This is a genomic window from Mycobacterium sp. SMC-13 (genome assembly GCF_045311035.1).
In the GTDB taxonomy this organism is placed as follows: Bacteria; Actinomycetota; Actinomycetes; order Mycobacteriales; family Mycobacteriaceae; genus Mycobacterium.
On the sequence record NZ_JBJIAI010000003.1, the window covers coordinates 118,688 to 135,067 of the forward strand.

Genomic DNA, 16,380 nt, shown 5'->3' on the forward strand with positions numbered 1-16,380 from the left:
TCTCCAGCACCACGGCATCACAGCCGATCAGGCCGCTACCGGAAGTCAGGTATCGATCGCCCGGCACAACACCGTCGAGACACCCCTGTTCGCAAAGAGCATCGAATGTAGGACGCTCGCCACGACCCGATGAGACCACCAATGACCCAACTGATCGACGCGCACGCCGTCACCGACGACGTGCTGGCCCGCTTTCACGAGTTCCTGGGACCCGACGCGCAGCGGTACCGCAACCACGTCTACCGCTGCCTCAACTACCAGCGAATACTGTTGCAGTTGAACGTGATTCCCGACGATGTCGCACTGGCGTGGGCCCTGCACGACATCGGCGTCTGGACCACCGGCTGGGACTACATCGAACCGTCACTTCAGTACGTCGATGAGTTGGCATCTGCCTACGGCGTCGACAACGTCGAGCGCGCCCGACAGATGGTCGAGTGGCATCACAAGCTGCGTCCCTGCGAGGACCGGTGGACCGAGACTTTTCGCGTCGCGGATCGCATCGACGTATCACGCGGACTCATCCGCAGCGGAGTGCCCCGCACCGACATCGCCCAAGTCGTGCAAGCATTCCCGTATCTCGGCTTTCAGGCACTGCTCGTTCGGACCGCCGCAAGCTGGACTCTGAAGCACCCGCTGCACCCCATGCCGATGCTGCGCTGGTAGTTCGAAATGCGCGATGCTGGCCCAAGCCTCCCGAGAAGCCGGCGATAGGTGTACCGCGGCCAGCTGTGACACGTTGCAGAACCGAGCCAGCCACGGCGGGCGCCGACCGTTGCCGGCCGATTGATCAGAAGACGCGAATCCAGTCGATCAGCATCTCGGCCGGGTATTGGCCGCCACCTGGTTCGCGCCCACCCGAGCCACCCACCGCGAGGTTGAACACCGGGACCAGGGTGTAACCCGGATCGTTGAACGGCCAGTCGTCCAGCGAATTGGCCGGCACCGACCAGAACGGCTCCATACCCGGCGCGTAGTCCTTCCAGAAGTACATTCCGCTGGGCTGCCAGGTCATTCGATACGTATGCCAGCCGCTGTCGAACGGGTGCGGGTCGGTGGCGAACGACGTCCCGTCCAACCGGGCGTGCACGGTGGTCCCCGATGGCCAATCCCGGTTGCCGTACCACTCCACCAGATCGACCTCGCCGCCGCGAGCCGGATCGTCGTTGAGCAGCCAGAAAGCCGGCCAGGCACCGTCGGTCAGGCAATTCAGCTTGACCCGGGCCTCCCACGTGGTGCCGATGCCACCGCGCCAGTTACCGACGATCTTGGCGCTGGCGTAACGCTCCTGAATGTTCGCACCGGGGCCTCGGGTCGCTCGGATGACCAAGTTGCCCTTGCCGTCCTGGAACACGTGCTCCTGGTCGGTCACGTATCGACCCATGTTGTACGGCTGATCCCACTCGACAGGACTCCGGATGACCTCACGCTCAGGCACGATGAACCACCACGCCGGATCTGGCGGCGCGCCCGCGGGGCCGTTGAATTCGTCCTGGAACAGCATCACCGGCGCGCCGGCCGAGCCTGCTGGTGCGGCCGGGGCGAATCCAGGGCCCGGTGACACCGCGTTCGGCTGGGCTCCGGCCTTGGCCGGGGGCAGCACGGCCGCAGCCACGCCCAGCCCGGCCATCATCATGACGCTACGGCGATCCATATCGGGCACTCCGAAATCCTAGGCGATGCAACTAAAAGTTGTGCCGGTCTCGCGTCCAGGACACGCCTTCCCGCCGTCCAGCGAGAAGGGGCACCGTCCGCAAATGGCGCGGACCCCAAGAGTCCTAATCGTCAGGATCAGACTGATTTCCACCCTCCCACCCCGTCGGGACTGTCAATACGCTCAACTGCGAAGGCAAGCCGTCAGCAACGCGAACAGGAGAATCTGCGCGTGACCGTCACCGACGAATACCTCGCCAACAATCAGGCATACGCCGAGTCCTTCACCGGCCCGCTGCCTCTACCCCCGAGCAAGCACGTCGCGGTCGTCGCCTGCATGGACGCCCGACTGGACGTGTACCGCATCCTGGGAGTCAGAGAGGGTGAGGCGCACGTCATCCGCAACGCTGGCGGCGTCATCACCGACGACGAAATCCGTTCCCTGGCGATCAGCCAACGGCTACTGGGCACCAGAGAGATCATCCTGATTCATCACACGGACTGCGGCATGCTGACTTTCACCGATGACGACTTCAAGAAGGCCATACAGGACGAAACCGGCCTGAAACCCGCATGGGCCGCCGAAGCCTTTTCTGACATCGCTCAGGACGTGCGCCAGTCGCTGCGCCGCATCGAGGCCAACCCGTTCGTGACCAAACACGAATCGTTGCGGGGCTTCATCTTCGACGTGGCGACCGGCAAGCTCAACGAGGTGGCCGTCTGAAACGCGAAGGCGAACGCCACGAATCGTGGACTACGACATCATCGCCGCTTTCGATCGGGTCGGCGATACTCGGCGTGCGCTGGCCCGGCGGGCCGCTCGATCAGAAGGATAGGAATTCTCAAAATTCTGTCACTTTGCAATCGCTATGAAGACGTCGTCGAGGGCCCTCGGTCGGCCGGCCCGTCGAGCGGTCGCACGTGAGGCGTGGTTATGGCGGTCGATGGTGCCGATCAGCAGCTGGTCGGTATCCGTGGCAACGCAGTGAGCCCAGGCGCTTTGCGCTGAGGCCGCGTACCGGTGGCCTGCGTGAGCATCGCTGATGACTTCCTCGTTGATTTCCTCACCAGTGATCCACCCGATCGCGCCGGGCGCGACGGCGAGGACACCGATCGTTGTGTCCTGACGGCGCACGGCGCGGAGCTGATCGCTACGGTGCCAGTACCGCAGCTCATCTGGTGTTGCGATGGACAGGTTGTTGGCCAGAGTCGGGTCCGTGGCGGCCACAGCGGCATAGCGAGCTTCGACGAGCGCGATGGCGTCCTCGGGATCCTCGAAACGGTCGAGGACGACGCGGCCGTCGGCAGGGGGCATGTCCCGGTATCGGGCGAGGTGAATCGTCTCGTCGAGGATGACCCCTGGTCTACCGGTGAGGAGCCCGGGCGCGGTACGTAGGCGCAGGTAGCGTGGGCTGAAGACTGACCATTCGCCCAGTACGCAGTCGGCGAGGGCGTCGAGGTCGTCGAAGCTGTGGGCGAGGACGTCGACGAACGGGCGGGCGATGTTGCGTGAGTAGAACCGGATCCCGCCGAGCAGCTCGCCGAGAGTGGTGCGAACGTGGCGGTGGGCGTACTCCAGTGGCCCGATGCCCGGTAGCTGGACATGTGCGGCGAAGTCCTGGGCGAAGTCGACATCGTGGACCAGGCGGACCTGCTCAGCGAGCCAGTCGGCGACCTTCTGTTCGCCTACGGGTGAGCTGTACAGTTCGTTGGCCAGCGCGACCTGATCGTTCAACGACGGCCAATGAGCGAGTGCTTCCACTCGACACAGCATCCACACGCGCAATGGCGAAGCCAACAGATTTTCGGGGCAGCGGCGGCGCCGGTTAGGGCAATCCACCACCGTCATCCGCTTCAAGTTTGACTGCCTACCTACTAGAAGGTAGGCTGCGAATCGTGGCACAATCTCCATCGACGGCAGACGAAATCCTTGCTCATGCAAGACGTTTCATCATCGCTGGGGGATACAACGGATTCAGCTACGCCGATATCGCGAACGAAATCGGCATCCGCAAGCCGAGCATTCACCACCACTTCGCCACCAAGGCCGATCTGGTCTGCGCAGTGGTGAGCCGTTACCGACAGGAGGCCCTCTCCGGACTGGCCGAGATAGAACGCCACGTCGACGATCCCGTCGGCAGGCTCCGCAGCTATGTCGATTACTGGCGTACCTGCATCGCCGACGCGACGCATCCGTTTTGTGTCTGCGCCCTTCTGGCCGCCGAACTTCCTTCCCTCCCAGAACAAGTCGCCAACGAGGTGGCCGCTCACTTTCGCGCACTGTCGGCGTGGCTGACGTCGGTTCTCGAACGCGGCGCCGAGCAGAAACTGATTCGAATCGAGACAAGTCCCCGCGTCGACGCGGAGATGTTCATGGCCACGGTGCACGGCGCGATGCTGTCCGCCCGCGCCTACGGCGATGCCAAGCTGTTCGCTACCGTCACAACCCCTCTGGTCAACCGACTCGACGCTTCGGGCTCCGCACCGGCGGCAACTTCGTGACCACGGCGGCATTGCCGGCAACGAACAGGCCGCCGAAGCGCCATCAGCCGCCGGCAAGCAACGCGCCGCACCCCGCCGAAGCCGATTCGTCGCAGCTATCCATCCCCAACGCTCCACCGCGGATAATCTGAATCCCAAGATGCCCGCACCAAATCCGTTGCGGCACAGTTTGTCCAGTCCCCGTCAACGGCATCCGCCCCATTGGTGGATTGCCCCCGGTGTCGGGATGCTCGTCCGCACCCATCGAGAGGACACAATCATGTCGATTCAGCAAGCAAGCCTGTCGGAGCCCAACCGCGAGCAGTGGTTGAGGACCTATTACTTCGTTCGCGCAGCCGCCTCGTTCGCGTGGGTTGCCGGCGCGCTGACGCTCGCGCAGCACAGCCTTCCGCTGGCCTCGGGGTGGCTCATCCTCTATCCGCTGTGGGACGCCGCCGCGAATTTCTGGGATGCCGCGCGAAGCGGTGGACCGACGCAAAACCGGAGCCAGTTGATCAACGTTGCGGTCAGTCTGATCGTCACCGTCGTGGCTGCCTACGCCCTGTTCGCAGGTACGACGTGGGTACTCGCAGTCTTCGGCGCGTGGGCCACCCTTGCCGGGTTGCTGCAACTCATCACCGCCATTCGACGTTGGAAGGTCGGCGCGCAGTGGGCGATGGTCCTCAGCGGCGGCCAGTCGGCGCTTGTCGGGGGCCTGTTCATCACCCAGGCTCACACGCCGACCATCGAGTCGGTCAAGACCCTTGCCGGATACGCGGCGATGGGCGCGATCTACTTTCTCATTTCAGCGGTCTGGCTGACGGTGAAGGCCAAGCGCACCAAGGCAATAGGTGTCCCGCACGACGGGGACGCACGCACCGCGAAGCTCAGTCGACGGTCACGGGGCTAACGGATCGAACGTCGTTGTCGCCGTGGCCAATTCGGACATGACATCGCCGACATCTTTGCGGCGTCGCCAGGCCCGACGCTGCCGCATGGCCCCGTTGCCCTGCTCGGCGATGCGGGCCAACTCGTCGCGGGCCATGTCATAGTCACCCAGCGCTTCGAGGGCCGGGCGGAGGTTCTCGATGAATCCGGCGAGCAGAACCCGGGCCGGCGCCATCGAGCAGTCGCCCGCCAAGTCGATCGCCTCGCCGTCGAGCCCGTCATGCGCCGCCTTCCAGGGCGCGGCGCGCAGCGTCCAATCAGCAAGGCGTGGTATCGGTTTCCCACGTTCCTTCGCGTCCAGCGCCGTCATCACCGCGGCCCGGATGAGCGTGGCCAGTAACACGGTCTCGGCCACTGTTGCCGGCACATCGGCCACGCGCACCTCGACGGTCGGGAAATTGGCAGACGGCCGCACATCCCAATAGAGCATGCCGTCGTCGAGCACCGCACCGGCCCGCGTCAGGGTGTTGGTGACGGCGTCGTAGTCCTCGACCGAGTCGAAGTATGGTGGCGGTCCGGCGCTCGGCCAGCGGGTCCACAGCACGCCCCGGAAGCTGGCGTAACCGCTGTCGGTGTTGCGGTAGATCGCGGAGTTCGCGCTCAGCGCGAGGAGCAGGTGCAGATAGGGCCGAAGCCGGTTACTGACGTCGACAGCCGCCGCCCGACTGGGCACCTCGACGTGCACGTGACACCCGCAGATGCCCTGTTCATGAGCGATCATGCCGAACCGATCGGCGATGCGGGCATACCGCTCTTTGGTTGTCACCGGGAACGCGTGCGGCACCGTCGGCGGTAGCGCGACGGCCAGCAGCCGCGCCCGCTGCGCTTCCGCCGACTCGGTGGCGACGCGACGCAGCCGGGTCAGTTCCGCACGCAGATCGCCGCTAGTGGTCATCACCGCGGTGGTGGTCTCGACCTGGCACCTGGTCAACTCGAGCTGTAGGTCGACACCGCGCGCGGCCGCATATTCCGCGACCGCCTGGTTGCGCGGTAGGGGCGCACCGTCACGGTGATCGACGAGGAGAAACTCCTCCTCCACCCCGAAAGTCGGCACGTCGGTCATGGCACCCGGAATGCCCCCGAGGCCACCATGGCAAACCTGCCGCGTCGCTACGGCGACAGGCCGTCGCGCAGCACCTCGGCCGCCGCCACACTCAATTCGGGCCCGCCCGGCAACCGGGCCAGCAGCGGCCACGGTGCGGGCAGCGGCGCACCCTCCACCCCGAGATACTTCGCCGTCTCGGCATCGTGGATGCCGTACCGCACGCCACTGTCCGTCACCAGGTACAGCGGTCCGGTCACCGATCCACCGGTCACCCCGGTGGCGTGCACGTACGCATACCGGCCCGGCGGTAATGCCACGGCATCGATGTTCGGACCGTCGCCGTCCTCCTGCGCCAGCGCCACCGCGGCCGCATCCGGTTTCCCTTGCACGACAACGGTATCCGCACGATCGCCGTCGGCCCGCCACCGTGCGCAGACCGGGGCCTCGCTCGGCAGTGGCGGGCTCGCCTGGTCCGGAAACGTCGACACCGCAAGGTCATGGACAGCGGGAATGCCGGCGATGGCCGCCGGCGGCACGGTGCGAAGGTCACCGTCGGCCACTCCATGGGTGAACCGGATGACATCGGCCGCCACGTCGCCGACGCGCTGCAGACCGCCGCCGAGGACCACGTGATGTTCGGGAGCGTCGGCGCGGCTCACCCGCAGCACCTGCCCGACAACGAAGCCGCCCGGCCCCGTCCTGCCGAGCCCCGGAATCGACGGCGCGGTGATCGCGGGCAGCTCGGGCAGCAGGTCGAGAAATGATCGCGACACCGGCCGGGGCGTCACGCCGTCGAGCCGCAGCGCCCGGACCACCGCGAGGTCACGCAGGTCCACCGCGGCGCGCTTGCCGCCGTACAGCAGATACGTGGCGGCCAGGTGCTCACCCGCCGCCGTCGCCAAGATGGGCCGCGCACCGTCAGGTCCGATCGTGTCCGTACCGGCGATCATTACCGTCGTTCCGTTGTCACACACCTGCCACGACGTCGCCGCGAGCGGCCGGCCCAATTGTGCTGGTGCACCCGGGATTCCGACGAGCGGGCCGCGCGGTGCGCCCGCGATCGCCTCGGCGTCGACCGCTACCGGGTTGGCTGCGGAGTTGGCGACGAGCCGCGCGGACGCGAGATTCAGGGCGGGATGCCACGTCGACCCGATCCGGACGTACAGCGCGCCGGTATCCCGGACCATGACGATCGGCGCGTCCCCCAGCCGGCCCGCCGGTGAGGCGATCGCGATCACCGCGCATACTGCCACCGCCAGCAGTGCGGCGAGCCAGCCCGCCGCGTACGAAATCGATTGCGCGCGAATGGGTTCGTCGACCATCGCCGCGTCGCCACGCACCAGTGCGTGGATCAGCCGCCGCGTCTGAAAGCGCCGGCCGCTGGCCTCCAGTTGCGCGCCCTGCCCCCGAGCCATGTCCATCCCCCGGCTAGCAGCCTAACCGCGGGCAGACGCATGCCCCGACACCAATTCTCGCCAGGGATTTGTGCACGATTTTCCGCGCCAACCGCGGAAAATCGTGCACAAATCCCTAGGAGAGGTCGACCCAGTCGAGGGTGCGGCCGACGGCCTTCTGCCAGCCGGCGTACCCGGCGGAGCGCTGGCCGTCGTCCCACGACGGCGCCCAGCGCTTGTGCTCCTGCCAGTTGGCGCGCAGCTCGTCGGGGTTCGACCAGAAGCCGACCCCCAGCCCCGCGGCGTAGGCCGCGCCGAGCGCAGTGGTCTCGGCGACAACGGGTTTCACCACTTCGACGCCCAGCACGTCGGCCTGGATCTGCATGCACAGTTCGTTGGCGGTGATGCCGCCGTCGACCTTGAGTACCTCGAGGTGGACGCCGGAGTCCGCGGCCATGGCGTCGACGACGTCGCGGCTCTGGTAGCAGATGGCTTCGAGTGTGGCCCGGGCGATGTGGGCGTTGGTGTTGAACCGCGACAGGCCGACGATCGCGCCGCGCGCGTCCGAACGCCAGTACGGCGCAAAGAGTCCCGAGAACGCCGGCACGAAGTAGACGCCGCCGTTGTCCTCGACCTGGCGGGCGAGCGTCTCACTGTCGGAGGCCCCCGCGATGATGCCCAACTGGTCCCGCAGCCACTGCACGGCCGATCCGGTGACGGCGATCGAACCCTCAAGGGCGTAAACGGGTTTCGCGTCACCGAACCGATAGCACACCGTCGTCAGCAGCCCGTGCTCGGAGCGCACGATCTTCTCACCGGTGTTGAGCAGCAAGAAATTGCCTGTGCCATAGGTGTTCTTGGCCTCGCCCGCCGACAGACACACCTGCCCGACCATGGCGGCCTGCTGGTCGCCGAGGATGCCGGTGACGGGCACCGGCGCACCGAGCGGGCCGTCGGCCGCCGTCAGCCCGTAGGGCTCCGACACCGACGACGACGCGATGGTCGGCAGCATCTGGCGCGGAATCCCGAAGAACGACAACAGTTCGTCGTCCCAGTCGAGGGTCTCGAGGTTCATCAGCATGGTGCGGCTGGCGTTGGTGACGTCGGTGATGTGCACGCCGCCGCGGGTGCCGCCGGTCAGGTTCCACAGCACCCAGGTGTCGCAGGTGCCGAAGATCGCGTCACCACGTTCGGCGGCTTCGCGCACGCCGTCGACGTTCTCGAGGATCCACTGGATCTTGCCGCCGGAGAAGTAGGTCGCCGGCGGCAGGCCGGCCTTGCGGCGGATGACGTCGCCGTGGCCGTCGCGGTCCAGCGCGGAGGCGATGCGGTCGGTGCGGGTGTCCTGCCAGACGATCGCGTGGTGGTACGGGCGCCCGGTGCGCTTGTTCCACACCATCGTCGTCTCACGCTGGTTGGTGATGCCGAGCGCGACGAGATCGGACGCCGACAGCCGGGTCTTGTTCAGCGCGGTCTGCAGCACCGAGCCGGTGCGCTCCCAGATCTCGACGGGATTGTGCTCGACCCACCCGGCCCGCGGCAGGATCTGCTCGTGTTCGAGCTGGTGGCGTCCGACCTCGCGACCTGAGTGATCGAAGATCATCGCCCGGGTGCTGGTGGTGCCCTGGTCGATGGCCGCCACGAATTCGGCCAATGGCCCGTCCTTCCGCTCGAACGTCCTGTCGCGCAGACGCTGCGTCCGCTGTCGGACATCACGGTAGGAGACGCGGGCTCCTCACGCGATGCATTGCGGTATCCGGCGCCGGGCGCGTCGGGCGCCGACGGTCAGTTCTCGCGGGCGCGACGTTCGCGGTACGCCGCGACGTGCTGCCGGTTCCCGCAGTTCCCGGTGTCGCAGAAGATGCGGGATCGGTTGCGCGACATGTCGATCAGCACCGCGGTGCAGTCCGACGCCGCGCACGTCTTGAGCCGGCGCAGTTCACCGGCGCGGATCAGGTCGGCGAGGGCCATCGCCATCTCGGCGCCCATCCGCTGGGCCAGTGGGTCCCGGTCGGCCGCCAGGTGCAGGTGCCATTCCGGCATCTCGGGGTGCCGCGTCAGCCATGGGTTGGCGCGGGTGTCGCGGAGCAGGGCGTTGACACGGTCGACTACCGCCTCCTCGTCCCCAACCACGGCCCACAACTCACCGAGGCGCTCGCGGAGCGCCTGCACCGCGGCCAGCTCCGCGGTGTCGCGGTCGCGCCGGCCCGTCCAGCCGAAGTCGTTCAGATACCCGTCGAGAGCCGCCAGATCGGCCAGCTGGTCACCGTCGACCCGATCACTGTTGATCAACACGCACGCGGCGCGCAGCGTGAGTTCCGTGTCATGACTGAAATTCATTTGACTCGTTACACCCGCCCTCCGTAGCGTCATGACCAATCCCAACTTCACTCATTACATCATCGGAGGTGGCCCGTGACTGCGTCGAACGGCACCACGGCCGGCCACTTCCGGACCGGCATGATCTTCGCCGTCGCATCGGCGTTCACCTTCGGCATGGCCGGCGCGCTCGGCAAGTCCCTGATCGAGGCCGGCTGGAGCCCCACCGCCGCGGTGGTCGCCCGGCTGACCGGCGGCGCGCTCATCATGGCCGTCGTCGCGACCATCCTGCGCCGGGGCTGGGTGCGCGAAGCCCTGAGCCACAAAGGGACCGTCGTCGCCTACGGCGCCATCCCGATCGCGGGCGCCCAGCTGTGCTACTTCAACGCCGTCACCTATTTGCCGGTCGGCGTGGCCCTGCTGCTCGAGTACGCCGCACCCCTGCTGGTGGTCGGCTGGGTATGGGCCACGACCCGGCGCCGCCCCAGCACCCTCACGCTCGCCGGCGTCGCGATCGCCATCGCCGGCATCACGCTGGTGCTCGGCCTGGTCGGACCCGGCAGCCACACCGGAACCCAGATCAGCCTCGCCGGCATCGCCTGGGGCATGGGCGCCGCCATCTGCGCCGCCTGCTACTTCGTCATGTCCGACAAGGCCAGCGCCGACGGCACCGGCCTGCACTCCATCACCCTGGCCACCGGCGGCCTGATCGTCGGCGCCGCGGCGGTGGCACTGCTGGGCGTCTCGGGCGTCATGCCGCTGGCCTTCACCAGCCACGCCACCACGCTGGCCGGCCTGACGACGTCCTGGCTGGTCCCCGTCATCGCCCTGGCCATCGTGCCGACCGCGCTGGCCTACACCTTCGGCATCATGGGCATCGCCCGCCTGCAGCCCCGGTTCGCCTCGCTGGTCGGCCTGTCCGAGGTGATGTTCGCCGTGCTGGCGGCGTGGGCACTGCTGGGTGAGGCCATCACCGGAATCCAATTGCTGGGCGGCGCGGTGGTGCTGGCCGGTCTGGCGCTTGCCCGCCAGGGCGACCGCGGCGAAGCGACCTGGCACGACGACTGGCCCGACAGCCCGGAGGGTTTGCCAGCAGGTCAAACAATTGGCCGTAGTTGAGCCCCATATGTGAAGATGGCCCGCGTGACCTTGCTCAGCATGTCGGTCCGAGTGGCCGCAATCGCCGCCACCGTCATCTCCGGAACCGCGCTGCTGCCGTCGGCACCCGCCCAGGCAGACCCCTGCCCGAACATCGAGGTGATCTTCGCCCGCGGCACGCACGACGACCCCGGCATGGGCCGCGTCGGCTCGGTCCTGGTCGACGCCATCCAGCCCCTGGTCGGCAGCCGCACGGTCACCGGCTACGCCGTCGAGTACCCGGCGTCCTACGACTTCCTCACCGCACAGGACGGCGCGGCAGACGCGCAGAACCGCATCGCCTTGATGGCGCAGCAGTGCCCCAGCACCAAGATCGTGCTCGGTGGGTACTCGCAGGGCGCCGCGGTCGTCGACATGCTGGCCGGCGTTCCGCCGCTCGGTGACCGCATCGGCGATGTCGGCTCGGCACCGCCGCTGCCCGCAGAGCTCGCGAACCGGGTCGCGGCTGCCGCCGTATTCGGCAACCCGTCAGCGAAATTCAGCCATCCGCTGGACTCCATGGGCCTGTTCTCGAACCGCTCGGTCGACCTGTGTCTGTGGGGCGACCCGATCTGCTCGCGTGGCCGAAACCCGTTCGCGCACTCGCGCTATGAGTCGTCCGAGTACATCGGGCAGGCCGCGCAGTTCATCGCCTCGCGCGTCTGACCGGCCGCTAAGCGCCTGTCGCCGAACCACATCCGGACTCACGGTTAGGATTCGGTGTGATCATCAGTGCACTGCGCCGGGCCTTCGCCGGCACCGCAACCACCGTAATCATGGCCGGCATCACAGTGCTGACGCCGCCGTCGCTGGGTGCCGTCGGCACCGCCGCCGCAGCCAACTGCCCCGACATCGAGGTGACGTTCGCCCGCGGTACGTCCGAAGACCCCGGTCTGGGCCGGGTCGGCGGGGCGTTCGTGAATCAGTTGCGCAACAAGGTCGGTGGCCGCTCGGTCGGGGCCTACGCCGTCGTCTACCCGGCGTCGTACGACTTCCTTGCCGCCGCTGACGGCGCCAACGACGCCAGCGCCCACGTCCAGTGGATGGCCGAGAACTGCCCGAACACCCGGCAGGTGCTCGGCGGCTACTCGCAGGGCGCCGCGGTGATGGACGTCATCGGCGCCATCCCGGTTCCGGGCATCGGTTTCAACAACCCGCTGCCGCCGGAGGCCGCCGGCCACGTCGCGGGGATCGCGGTGTTCGGCAACCCGTCCGCCAAGTTGGGCCTGCCGTTGACGGCAAGCCCGGTGTGGGGCGGCAAGGTCATCGACCTGTGCAACGCGGGCGATCCGATCTGCCAGACCGACGGTCAGAGCGTGCCCGCGCACAAGAGCTATGCGGGCGGCCCGACCAACGAAGCGGCCAACTTCGTCGCCGGATTGTTGTAAGGCTGGCATCATTTCTCGACGAGACCGTCAATTCGTCGGGATACCATCGGATTTGTGATTGGCCGCCGGACGCTCTGTGTGCTGATCACCGCTCTGACTGTCGGCGTCGCGCCAATGTCCGTGTTGCTCACGGACATTGGCGTGGCGAACGCCGCTGCCACCTGCGCACCCGCGGAGGTCGTGTTCGCGCGCGGCCGGATGGAACCGCCCGGACCCGGACAGGTCGGCGCCGCATTCGTCACCGCGCTGCGTCAGCTCCGCGGCCCGAATATCGGTCTGTACCCGGTGAATTACCCCGCGGACACCCAGGTCGACGTTGGCGCCAATGACATGAGCCGGCGTGTGCAATGGCTCGCCCGCAACTGCCCTGCGACCAAAATCGTGCTCGGCGGTTACTCATTGGGCGCCGCCGCCACCGATCTGGTTATCGCGGTACCGATTTCGGCCTTCACCTTCAACAGCCCCCTGCCCCGCGGCGCCGATCAGCACATCGCGGCCGTCGCACTCTTCGGAAATGGCGCCAACTGGGCCCTGCCCATCACCGCGCTGAGCCCGACGTATCAGAATCGGACCATCGATCTCTGCCATTCCGACGACCCGGTCTGCAACCCGAGCAGCCCCTACAAATGGCGTTCCGAATGGCAGGATCACCTCGCGCCGGGCTACATCAAGTCCGGCATGGTGACCCAGGCCGCGAAGTTCGTGGCTGCGCGTCTGTGACGCGCCGCTAGACTCCAGCCATGACCCCCCGCTCCGTCATGACGTCCGTCCGGTCTGCCGTCGCCCTGGCCGGCGCGGCAGCGTCGGTTGCCACCGGCCTGGTGGCCGCGACGGCCGTAACCCCTGCAGCTGTCATCGGCGTCGCAGCGGCGGACCCGTGCCCGCAGGCGGAGGTGATCTTCGCGCGCGGCCGCAACGAGCGACCGGGCGTCGGCCGGGTGGGAGGCGCATTCGTCGATGCGCTGCGCGCCAAGACACCGCTGAACGTCGGGGTCTACGCGGTGAACTACCCCGCCAACGTCGAAATCGCCCAGGGCGCCAACGACATCAGCTCGCGCATTCAGGACATGGCCGCACGATGCCCCGACACCCGGTTGATCATCGGCGGTTACTCGCTGGGTGCCGCTTCGGCGGCCGTGGCATTGTCCTCCGACGGCAAGGGATTCGGGTTCAACCGGCCGCTGCCGCCCGGCATGGACACCCACATCGCGGCCGTCGCACTGTTCGGCAACGTCACCCACCGCATGGGTGGCTCCAACATCGGCCCGGCCTATCTCGATCGCACCATCGACCAGTGCAACGGCGCCGATCCCGTGTGCATGGCCGGACTTCCGCAAACCATCACCCAGCTGCAGGGCGACTGGCAGAACCACCTGCAGGACGGCTACATCGGGTCCGGCATGGTCGATCAGGCCGCCGACTTCGTCGCCGCCCGCCTGGCCCCGCCCCCACCGCCGGCCCCGTGAGCTCAGTCGAGTGTACGTAAATCCCGGGTGACGGCGATCCGCGACGCCAGCTGATCGTCGGGCGGGTAATCCACCGACACCAGGGTCAGGCCCCGCGCCGGGGCGGCTGCGTACTCGCTCGACCGACTGTCGGCCGCCAAAAGGCCTGCGATCCAACCAGGTTCGCGACGGCCCTCCCCCACGGCGAGCAGCGCGCCGACCAGCGACCGCACCATGTTCCAGCAGAAGGCATCGGCCGTCACGTGGGCGGTGACCAGATCACCCGAGCGCTGCCAGTCGAGCCGCTGCAGATCCCGGATGGTCGTCGCACCCTCCCGGAATCGGCAGAACGCGGCAAAATCCTGCAGCCCCAACAACTCCCGCGATGCGGCCGTCATCGCCTCCAGGTCCAGAGGCCGCGACCACGGCGTGATGAAGCGCGCCTGCTGCGGCTCGACACCGTACGGCGCCAACGACAACCGGTACTCGTAATGCCGCCGCAACGCGGAGAACCGGGCATCGAATCCCGGTGCGGCCCGAACGATCTGGCGGACCCGCACATCGGCAGGCAGGAAGCGCGCGAGCCGGCGCACCAGCGGCAGGAACTCCGGATCGCCGGGGCGGGGTGTGCGCGGATAGACGAATCTCAGTGCGGCAGAAGGCACATCGACATGCGCGACCTGCCCGGTGGCATGCACGCCGGTATCGGTCCGCCCTGCGGTGACCAGGCGCACCGGCTCACGGAACACCGTCGACAACGTCTCTTCGATGACACCGGCAACCGTGCGTTGCCCGACCTGCGGTGCCCAACCGGCGAATTCGGTGCCGTCGTAAGAGATATCCAGCCGTAAACGAACGTGCCCGCCATCGGATTCGATGGCGGGCACGTCGTTCACAGCGTGATTAGGACTTGGCCTCATCCTCGGTCGCCTCAGCCTCGGCCTCAGCGGTCTGAGCGTCGGCGATGCCCTCGTCGGCAGCTTCGACCTCGGCAACCGGAGCCTCGACGGCGGCTTCCTCAGCGGGAGCCTCGGCCTCGGCAGCCTTCGCCTGAGCGGCGGCCGCACGACGGGCGCGGTCGGCCTCGGAGACGACGGTCTTCTCCCGAACCAGCTCGATCACGGCCATGGGGGCGTTGTCGCCCTTGCGGTTCTCGACCTTGATGATGCGGGTGTAGCCGCCCTCGCGGTCCACGAAATGCGGTGCGATCTCGGCGAACAGGGTGTGCACCACGTCCTTGTCGCGGATCTTCTTCATCACCTCGCGCCGGTTGTGCAGCGCGCCCTTCTTGGCGTGGGTGATGAGCTTCTCGGCGTACGGACGCAACGCCCGGGCCTTGGCATCAGTGGTCTTGATGCGGCCGTGCTCGAACAGCGAGGTGGCCAGGTTGGCCAGGATCGCGGCCTGGTGTGACGACGACCCGCCGAGGCGAGCACCCTTAGTGGGTTTGGGCATTGCAACTTCTCCTAATTGGGGCCGGCCCCCGTATCAGGTAGGGCCGGGACGGAATCTCTTCTTTAGAGCTGTTCGGTTTCGGCGTAGTCCTGGTCGGCGTCCAGGTCATAGCTGGCATCGCTGTTCCAGGTGCCGGTGGCCACGTCGTAGCCGGCGACCTGCGACGGGTCGAACGTGGCGGGGCTGTCCTTGAGCGACAGACCCAGCTGGTGCAGCTTGATCTTGACCTCGTCGATGGACTTCTGGCCGAAGTTACGGATGTCCAGCAGGTCCGACTCGGTACGCGAGACCAGCTCGCCGACGGTGTGCACACCCTCGCGCTTGAGGCAGTTGTACGACCGCACGGTCAGCTCCAGGTCGTCGATCGGCAGCGCGAACGAGGCGATGTGGTCTGCCTCGGCCGGCGACGGGCCGATCTCGATGCCTTCGGCCTCGACATTGAGCTCACGGGCCAGACCGAACAGCTCGACCAGCGTCTTACCGGCCGAAGCCAGTGCGTCACGCGGGGCGATCGAGTTCTTGGTCTCGACATCCAGGATCAGCTTGTCGAAGTCGGTGCGCTGCTCGACGCGGGTGGCCTCCACCTTGTAGGTGACCTTCAGCACCGGCGAGTAGATCGAGTCGACCGGGATACGGCCGATCTCGGCACCCGAAGCCTTGTTCTGCACGGCCGGGACGTAACCGCGGCCGCGCTCGACGACGAGCTCGACCTCCAGCTTGCCCTTGTCGTTCAGGGTGGCGATGTGCATGTCCGGGTTGTGGACCGTGACGCCGGCCGGGGGCACGATGTCACCGGCGGTGACGGCACCCGGGCCCTGCTTGCGCAGGTACATGGTGACCGGCTCGTCTTCTTCCGAGGAGACGACCAGGCCCTTGAGGTTCAGGATGATGTCGGTGACGTCTTCCTTGACCCCGGGGACGGTGGTGAACTCGTGCAGGACACCGTCGATGCGGATGCTGGTGACCGCCGCGCCCGGGATGGACGACAGCAGCGTGCGCCGCAGCGAGTTACCCAGGGTGTAGCCGAAGCCCGGCTCCAGCGGCTCGATGGTGAACCGCGACCGGTTGTCGGCCAGCACGTCCTCGGACAGGGTGGGTCGCTGAGAGATCAGCAT

Annotated in this window: 18 protein-coding genes; 9 read left to right on the forward strand and 9 right to left on the reverse strand. The window is 67.3% G+C overall.

Going from position 1 to position 16,380, the window contains the following annotated elements; translation table 11 throughout:
• The first annotated feature begins 141 nt into the window (after window positions 1-141).
• Window positions 142-666 (forward strand): hypothetical protein, encoded by a 525-nt coding sequence (locus tag ACJH6I_RS06695; RefSeq protein ID WP_061007217.1) that lies wholly within the window; start codon window positions 142-144, stop codon window positions 664-666.
• A gap of 124 nt (window positions 667-790) precedes the next feature.
• On the opposite strand, the gene ACJH6I_RS06700 is transcribed toward ACJH6I_RS06695, so the two are convergent.
• Window positions 791-1,654 (reverse strand): glycoside hydrolase family 16 protein, encoded by an 864-nt coding sequence (locus tag ACJH6I_RS06700; RefSeq protein WP_267324347.1) that lies wholly within the window; start codon window positions 1,652-1,654, stop codon window positions 791-793.
• Window positions 1,655-1,885: 231 nt separating this feature from the next.
• Between ACJH6I_RS06700 and ACJH6I_RS06705 the strand changes: the two genes are divergently transcribed.
• Window positions 1,886-2,377, forward strand: a complete 492-nt coding sequence (locus ACJH6I_RS06705; RefSeq protein ID WP_061007219.1) for a carbonic anhydrase — start codon at window positions 1,886-1,888, stop codon at window positions 2,375-2,377.
• Between the two features lie 129 nt (window positions 2,378-2,506).
• Here ACJH6I_RS06705 and ACJH6I_RS06710 read toward each other — a convergent pair whose 3' ends face one another.
• Window positions 2,507-3,415, reverse strand: a complete 909-nt coding sequence (locus ACJH6I_RS06710; protein WP_061007220.1) for a hypothetical protein — start codon at window positions 3,413-3,415, stop codon at window positions 2,507-2,509.
• 98 nt (window positions 3,416-3,513) lie between these two features.
• On the opposite strand from ACJH6I_RS06710, the gene ACJH6I_RS06715 reads away from it, so the two are divergent.
• A complete protein-coding gene (locus ACJH6I_RS06715; protein ID WP_406775550.1) occupies window positions 3,514-4,155 on the forward strand; it encodes a TetR/AcrR family transcriptional regulator in 642 nt (213 codons plus the stop codon).
• Window positions 4,156-4,381: 226 nt separating this feature from the next.
• Complete coding sequence (locus ACJH6I_RS06720; protein WP_064859998.1) at window positions 4,382-5,044, forward strand: DUF308 domain-containing protein; 663 nt, start codon at window positions 4,382-4,384, stop codon at window positions 5,042-5,044.
• Here the strand turns inward: ACJH6I_RS06720 and ACJH6I_RS06725 are convergent.
• The 4 genes from ACJH6I_RS06725 to ACJH6I_RS06740 all read right to left on the reverse strand — a co-directional run bounded on the left by ACJH6I_RS06725 (window position 5,033) and on the right by ACJH6I_RS06740 (window position 9,861).
• Entirely contained in the window at window positions 5,033-6,145 is a 1,113-nt protein-coding gene (locus ACJH6I_RS06725) for a glutamate--cysteine ligase (protein WP_406775551.1), read from the reverse strand. The two genes, ACJH6I_RS06720 and ACJH6I_RS06725, sit on opposite strands and share 12 nt — an antisense overlap.
• 47 nt (window positions 6,146-6,192) lie before the next feature.
• A complete protein-coding gene (eccB, locus tag ACJH6I_RS06730) occupies window positions 6,193-7,542 on the reverse strand; it encodes a type VII secretion protein EccB (protein WP_061007231.1) in 1,350 nt (449 codons plus the stop codon).
• Window positions 7,543-7,657: 115 nt separating this feature from the next.
• A complete protein-coding gene (gene glpK / locus ACJH6I_RS06735; RefSeq protein ID WP_406783899.1) occupies window positions 7,658-9,211 on the reverse strand; it encodes a glycerol kinase GlpK in 1,554 nt (517 codons plus the stop codon).
• A 95-nt stretch (window positions 9,212-9,306) separates the two neighbouring features.
• Window positions 9,307-9,861 carry a CGNR zinc finger domain-containing protein gene (locus ACJH6I_RS06740; protein WP_318987023.1) on the reverse strand — a complete coding sequence of 185 codons (555 nt, stop codon included), beginning with the start codon at window positions 9,859-9,861 and terminating at the stop codon, window positions 9,307-9,309.
• 120 nt (window positions 9,862-9,981) lie between these two features.
• Between ACJH6I_RS06740 and ACJH6I_RS06745 the strand changes: the two genes are divergently transcribed.
• The 5 genes from ACJH6I_RS06745 (at window position 9,982) to ACJH6I_RS06765 (ending at window position 13,831) form a co-directional block, all read left to right on the forward strand.
• Entirely contained in the window at window positions 9,982-10,959 is a 978-nt protein-coding gene (locus ACJH6I_RS06745; RefSeq protein ID WP_318987045.1) for an EamA family transporter, read from the forward strand.
• Between the two features lie 15 nt (window positions 10,960-10,974).
• Entirely contained in the window at window positions 10,975-11,643 is a 669-nt protein-coding gene (locus ACJH6I_RS06750; protein WP_318987022.1) for a cutinase family protein, read from the forward strand.
• A 110-nt stretch (window positions 11,644-11,753) separates the two neighbouring features.
• Window positions 11,754-12,365 (forward strand): cutinase family protein, encoded by a 612-nt coding sequence (locus ACJH6I_RS06755; protein ID WP_318987044.1) that lies wholly within the window; start codon window positions 11,754-11,756, stop codon window positions 12,363-12,365.
• A gap of 114 nt (window positions 12,366-12,479) precedes the next feature.
• Window positions 12,480-13,085, forward strand: coding sequence for a cutinase family protein (locus tag ACJH6I_RS06760; RefSeq protein WP_166427947.1), 606 nt, complete (start codon window positions 12,480-12,482; stop codon window positions 13,083-13,085).
• Window positions 13,086-13,105: 20 nt separating this feature from the next.
• Window positions 13,106-13,831 (forward strand): cutinase family protein, encoded by a 726-nt coding sequence (locus tag ACJH6I_RS06765; protein ID WP_226519452.1) that lies wholly within the window; start codon window positions 13,106-13,108, stop codon window positions 13,829-13,831.
• Between the two features lie 2 nt (window positions 13,832-13,833).
• Here the strand turns inward: ACJH6I_RS06765 and truA are convergent, their stop codons facing one another.
• From truA to ACJH6I_RS06780, 3 genes are all read right to left on the reverse strand, one after another.
• A complete protein-coding gene (truA, locus tag ACJH6I_RS06770) occupies window positions 13,834-14,730 on the reverse strand; it encodes a tRNA pseudouridine(38-40) synthase TruA (protein ID WP_212806894.1) in 897 nt (298 codons plus the stop codon).
• The gene (gene rplQ, locus ACJH6I_RS06775) at window positions 14,714-15,265 is read right to left on the reverse strand and encodes a 50S ribosomal protein L17 (RefSeq protein ID WP_212806895.1); all 552 of its coding nucleotides are present in this window, start codon (window positions 15,263-15,265) and stop codon (window positions 14,714-14,716) included. Before rplQ ends, truA begins: the two co-directional genes overlap by 17 nt.
• 62 nt (window positions 15,266-15,327) lie before the next feature.
• The gene (locus ACJH6I_RS06780; protein ID WP_060998916.1) at window positions 15,328-16,380 is read right to left on the reverse strand and encodes a DNA-directed RNA polymerase subunit alpha; all 1,053 of its coding nucleotides are present in this window, start codon (window positions 16,378-16,380) and stop codon (window positions 15,328-15,330) included.

Coding starts and splice junctions, on each gene's coding strand:
- ACJH6I_RS06725 (WP_406775551.1), bottom strand. CDS start 6,145: ATGACCGACGTGCCGACTTTCGGGGTGGAGGAGGAGTTTCTCCTCGTC.
- ACJH6I_RS06695 (WP_061007217.1), top strand. CDS start 142: ATGACCCAACTGATCGACGCGCACGCCGTCACCGACGACGTGCTGGCC.
- ACJH6I_RS06720 (WP_064859998.1), top strand. CDS start 4,382: ATGCTCGTCCGCACCCATCGAGAGGACACAATCATGTCGATTCAGCAA.
- ACJH6I_RS06765 (WP_226519452.1), top strand. CDS start 13,106: ATGACCCCCCGCTCCGTCATGACGTCCGTCCGGTCTGCCGTCGCCCTG.
- rplQ (WP_212806895.1), bottom strand. CDS start 15,265: ATGCCCAAACCCACTAAGGGTGCTCGCCTCGGCGGGTCGTCGTCACAC.
- truA (WP_212806894.1), bottom strand. CDS start 14,730: ATGAGGCCAAGTCCTAATCACGCTGTGAACGACGTGCCCGCCATCGAA.
- ACJH6I_RS06740 (WP_318987023.1), bottom strand. CDS start 9,861: ATGAATTTCAGTCATGACACGGAACTCACGCTGCGCGCCGCGTGCGTG.
- ACJH6I_RS06750 (WP_318987022.1), top strand. CDS start 10,975: ATGGCCCGCGTGACCTTGCTCAGCATGTCGGTCCGAGTGGCCGCAATC.
- ACJH6I_RS06755 (WP_318987044.1), top strand. CDS start 11,754: ATGGCCGGCATCACAGTGCTGACGCCGCCGTCGCTGGGTGCCGTCGGC.
- ACJH6I_RS06780 (WP_060998916.1), bottom strand. CDS start 16,380: ATGCTGATCTCTCAGCGACCCACCCTGTCCGAGGACGTGCTGGCCGAC.
- ACJH6I_RS06700 (WP_267324347.1), bottom strand. CDS start 1,654: ATGGATCGCCGTAGCGTCATGATGATGGCCGGGCTGGGCGTGGCTGCG.
- ACJH6I_RS06760 (WP_166427947.1), top strand. CDS start 12,480: ATGTCCGTGTTGCTCACGGACATTGGCGTGGCGAACGCCGCTGCCACC.
- eccB (WP_061007231.1), bottom strand. CDS start 7,542: ATGGCTCGGGGGCAGGGCGCGCAACTGGAGGCCAGCGGCCGGCGCTTT.
- ACJH6I_RS06745 (WP_318987045.1), top strand. CDS start 9,982: ATGATCTTCGCCGTCGCATCGGCGTTCACCTTCGGCATGGCCGGCGCG.